Origin of the sequence: uncultured Streptococcus sp. (genome assembly GCF_963521865.1) — a bacterium.
In the GTDB taxonomy this organism is placed as follows: domain Bacteria; phylum Bacillota; class Bacilli; order Lactobacillales; family Streptococcaceae; genus Streptococcus.
In genome coordinates this window covers 1-4,316 of the sequence record NZ_CAUQWY010000071.1, presented here as the reverse complement: position 1 = coordinate 4,316, position 4,316 = coordinate 1, and the positions used below count along the sequence as shown (strand labels likewise).

Below are 4,316 nucleotides of genomic sequence, written 5' to 3'. Positions count from 1 at the left end.
CGTTAATAATCCAAATGGATTGCTCTAATGAGACTCTCATAGCTGTTTCAATATGGGGAACAGCAAGAACCACTCCGGTTGTATCTAGGACCGCCATAATGTATCCTAGTGAAAGAATAAAAAGTAGATAAGCTGGCGCTTTTGTATTTGTTTTTTTCATCAATCTTCCTCCGTTATTTCATCAAACCAATTTTCATTTATCAATAGAGGACGACCAAAAGCAAGTAAATCAAACCCTCCTTCTTTAAAATCAGAAACTAAATTATTCGAGTAAAAAATTTGTGCCTTTTTCCTTTGTAAATGAAGATATGACATTTTAGGTTGTGATGTTATTTCTGTAATAAGTGTTGGAATATCTTTGTATAGAATTTCAGGTGAACCTATGCCTCCAGTTGTTATTGTAGGCTTATTTGCAATTTTTTTTCACCCAGTATGATAAATTGCCTGATTTTCCAGTGACAGCAGAATCTGTATAGTTTATTTCAGAGCAGTCAAAGATATCAACACCTGCATTTGAAATTGGTATTATGATTTGTTTTAATTCCTCTAAAGTTTTTGCTAATTTTGCAGTAGGATCATAACTTTTAAAATTTGATAGGCGAATGAAAATCGGAAAATTGTCCCCAACAACTTTTCTACATTCCTTAATAACTCTTTCTGCAAAGTAAGTTCTATTTTTAAAACCAAACTCATCAGTTCTCTGGTTGGTCTCTGCTGTTAAAAAATCATGAATTAAACTACCGTGTGCAGCATGAATATCAACTCCATCAAAACCAGATATTTGAGCTTTTCTGGCGGCTTCAGCAAATTTTTGGACAATAAGGTTAATTTCTTCAACTGATAAAGGTGACCCCACTTTCTTTTTTCCAATGTATCCAGATGGAGTAGAGACCTTAAGAGATAAATCAGTTTTTGAAAATGCTCTTGAACTCCCACTATGCCAAAGCTCAGCAATAGCCTTACTTTTTTCTTGGTGAATTGCCTTGGTTACTTGTTTCCATACCTCAATATCACGACTGGTTGAAATATTTGGTATATTTTCATTGTTAGTAGCAGTTTCATGCTCAATATTTATAGCGCCTATAATAAATAGCCCTACATTTTTTGCTCTTCGCTTATAGAACTCGGCAATTTCTGGTTTGGGAACACCACTTTCTACAAATCCTGTTGGAACTGGATTCATTACAATCCGATTTCTTAAAGATAGTTGGGATGTCTCAAACTTGGAAAAGAGGATATTTCTCAAATCTTTATCCATATTATTTACCCTCCTGAACGATATTATAGTTTTGCGCTTCCTTTTTTGCTAAAGAAACTGCTTGTTCAATACTTATTACAGGTTTTAGTTGATAAATTTCTGAAATCTTCTGGAGTCTTTCCTCGATAGTACCGCCCACGATATGGTAAGGAATTTTTAATTCATCCAGTGTTATTAATAGCAAATCGTTTGAGCGTTTTCTAAATAATTCTGACACAGGACGATGGCCATCTGGAGCTAAAGGAAATTCAATAGGCAAATGTACAAATGATTCATAAGTTTCTTTAGCATAGTCTTTTGCAACAGACCCAAAATTTTTCATAACTTCTCTAAGATATTTGAGGTCATCAGTTAAAATAATATTTCCTTTATATGTCTCTTGGTTGGGATTCATTCCTAATTCGGTTCTCACCATACCGTATACCCATTCATGTAAAGAGGAGCCATCAGAAACAAAAGAGTCAAGATGAGACTCCCTAACTGCTCGCTCCATTAGACGACGAATTCCTAATTGAACCAGCTCAGGACCAGTGGCGTCTTCTAATCTTTTTCCGGGTAAAGCTATGGGAAGAATCTCTCTCATAGTTTTTGCGTGTGTACGTGGTAAACCAGTATAAAAAGCTAGTGCTAAAGTTGTTGTCGTTTTTCCTGTCGAATAAGTTCCTGAAATTGCTATTTTCATATTAGTCCTCTTTCTATTTATCTTATAGCTCTTGAGCCACGGAATATATCAATGTTGACTCTCCAAGTTTTGAAATCATATCACTAACTCGAACATTCTTTCCTTTTAAAGGTACTATTTTAGTTTTTAGAACTTGAACTTTAATGTTGCCTTCACTTAACTGTGAATCGTTTGAAAGGTTGCGTAGGATTTTAATTTTACGCATTATCAATGTTTTCGAAAATTCTCTAGGGGTTCTGTCCAAATATGAATGTAACACTTCCGTAAGTTCAGCTGTTACAATTATATGGTCTAAGATAGATGGTAATCTCTTTTTCAAGAGATGTGCTGATTCAATACCACTAAATTTATCTGAATAGGAAAAAGAAGTAGTAGCTGAAATAGAATTTAATTCTGTTTTCACCGAAATATCAGTTAGTTTGGTATCAACTGTTTTAAAGTTTGAAAAATAGTAATCTTCTCCAGAATTTATTTTAAGTTGTTTTGAGTCATCAAATAAATCGACAACTAATTCAACCGAAAACGAAGCTATCCTTCAAGGGAAGGATAGCTTATCATCAGATGATAAGCTCAATTTTGCTGTAACATTTTTCAAATCTTCTACAAGAGATTTTCCTGCTTTTACCGAGAAACTAGAAATTAGAGCATTATTGATTGTGTCCTCTTCTATGACTAATTCTTCTCTAAGAAAATCGCTGACTAGTTTCACAGCAAGTACAATAGAATCTAAAGAGCTAAAATGTGGTTTTATTGACTCAATATTTTTCTTAGTTGACCAACTCTTCGGATAGTTGATTTCAAATACTGACTCAATTCCTTCAAAAGTAATATGTTTAACTTTCTGAAAATATTTTACTTGTGTATATCCATTACCAAAGTATCTTCCATCAGGACTGCCGAGAATATCTTCAATACGGTCAAACTTAGTTATAATGTCCATAGTAATTTCTCCCTTCAAGTGATATAATTAATTTATCATGTAATTATTTATAAAACAAGAAGGGAAAAAAAGTATAGTAACTATCAAAAAAGGAGGAAATGAATGGAGACTTGCAAGATGCAACCTTTGAAAAAATCAATTTGTCCAGCAAGAAGGGTCTTGAATTTACTAAAGGGTAAATTTACTCTTGAGATTTTATCTGAAATTATTAATGGTAATATACATTATGGTAGTCTTTTGCGTAGTGTAGAAGGTATTAATCCTAGAATATTAGCTCAACGGTTACATGATTTCGAGCAAGAAGGTATTTTATCAAGAAAAGTTTTACCGACATCGCCTCCACAGGTTGAATATAAAATGACAAAAAAAGGTATTGCTCTAAGAAGTATCGTTGAAGAAATGAAAAAATGGGAGCAAACTTATAGAAATTAGATTGAATTTACATAATTTATTATTAATATTTTTCTATAAAATAGAAAATGTAATTCTGAAAGATTTGGTAATCTTGTTAATCAAAGTAACGTAAAAACCTAGTTCAAATGTGTGACTAGGGTTTTTTGGCTCTATAATTTTTGTCGTGGGTAAGACCATAGGTAAAAACAGGCAAAATAAAAAATCATCTAAATAGTGGTGTGAACTTTTCGGTACATTCTAGCTCATTTTTTTGATTTTTTGGGGTGAAATTCACACCATTCAACTGAAATTTATTCAAATTAGATGAAATTCTGTTTTCTGAAAAAGTTGGAAAACATTGATTTTAAGCATTTACTGAAGGTTATTCAAATCATAGTTTTTCCAACCAGGTCTTAAGAAAGCTCGTAAAGCATCACAATTTAGTAAACGTTAATCAATACGACTATATCAACGTTTCAAAGCACTCAAAAGTTTACCTTATGGGTGCTTTTTTCTATACTTTCTAAAAAAATTTGCCCTAAAATTACCCTACTTGTTTTTAAGATGTTGGTAGGCAACTTGTCCAGCAGATAATGGAACTATGTTTGAAGCATTAACATAAGTTTTAGTTGTAATTGTATCGCTATGAGTTAATGCTTCAGAAATGGCTTCTAAGCTCATTCATGCCTTTTTAGCAAGTGTCGCTCCTGTATGTCGTAATTTATGAGGTGTAGCATGTTTAAGTTCTGGATGACGACGTTTGACAGATTTCATTTTATTATTAAGATAGTCAGAGTGTAGAGGGCTATTAACATTACCCTTCATATCGATATAAGTAAAGACATATTGTTCATCGGATTGGATAATTCCAAACTTTGATAGTTCAGCATTTTGATGTTTTTTCCATATATTTTGTTAGGATTTGGGTAGAATCATTGATAACAGACTGTTACAAATCTAGTTAGCTGTATGATTTATGATTATCTACTTTTCTAGTAACCAATCTATGATATTTTTCTTCTCAATTCCATTGTAATTGGCTG

Annotated in this window: 3 protein-coding genes and 2 pseudogenes; 1 reads left to right on the top strand and 4 read right to left on the bottom strand. The window is 32.6% G+C overall.

Going from position 1 to position 4,316, the window contains the following annotated elements:
• Positions 1-406 precede the first annotated feature (406 nt).
• From RWO85_RS09780 to RWO85_RS09770, 3 genes and pseudogenes are all read right to left on the bottom strand, one after another.
• Entirely contained in the window at positions 407-1,258 is an 852-nt protein-coding gene (locus RWO85_RS09780) for an NADH-dependent flavin oxidoreductase, Oye family protein (protein WP_314415637.1), read from the bottom strand.
• Position 1,259: 1 nt separating this feature from the next.
• Positions 1,260-1,940, bottom strand: coding sequence for an AAA family ATPase (locus RWO85_RS09775; RefSeq protein ID WP_314415635.1), 681 nt, complete (start codon positions 1,938-1,940; stop codon positions 1,260-1,262).
• 22 nt (positions 1,941-1,962) lie between these two features.
• Positions 1,963-2,880, bottom strand: a pseudogene (locus RWO85_RS09770) (AvrD family protein).
• A gap of 102 nt (positions 2,881-2,982) precedes the next feature.
• Here RWO85_RS09770 and RWO85_RS09765 point away from each other — a divergent pair.
• The gene (locus tag RWO85_RS09765) at positions 2,983-3,312 is read left to right on the top strand and encodes a helix-turn-helix domain-containing protein (RefSeq protein WP_000447029.1); all 330 of its coding nucleotides are present in this window, start codon (positions 2,983-2,985) and stop codon (positions 3,310-3,312) included.
• Positions 3,313-3,822: 510 nt separating this feature from the next.
• Here the strand turns inward: RWO85_RS09765 and RWO85_RS09760 are convergent.
• Positions 3,823-4,179: pseudogene (locus RWO85_RS09760) on the bottom strand (tyrosine-type recombinase/integrase); the annotation flags it as partial.
• Positions 4,180-4,316: the final 137 nt, after the last annotated feature.

Excerpts from the sequence above, each read along its gene's own strand:
- RWO85_RS09765 (WP_000447029.1), top strand. The coding sequence starts at position 2,983 with ATGGAGACTTGCAAGATGCAACCTTTGAAAAAATCAATTTGTCCAGCA.
- RWO85_RS09775 (WP_314415635.1), bottom strand. The coding sequence starts at position 1,940 with ATGAAAATAGCAATTTCAGGAACTTATTCGACAGGAAAAACGACAACA.
- RWO85_RS09780 (WP_314415637.1), bottom strand. The coding sequence starts at position 1,258 with ATGGATAAAGATTTGAGAAATATCCTCTTTTCCAAGTTTGAGACATCC.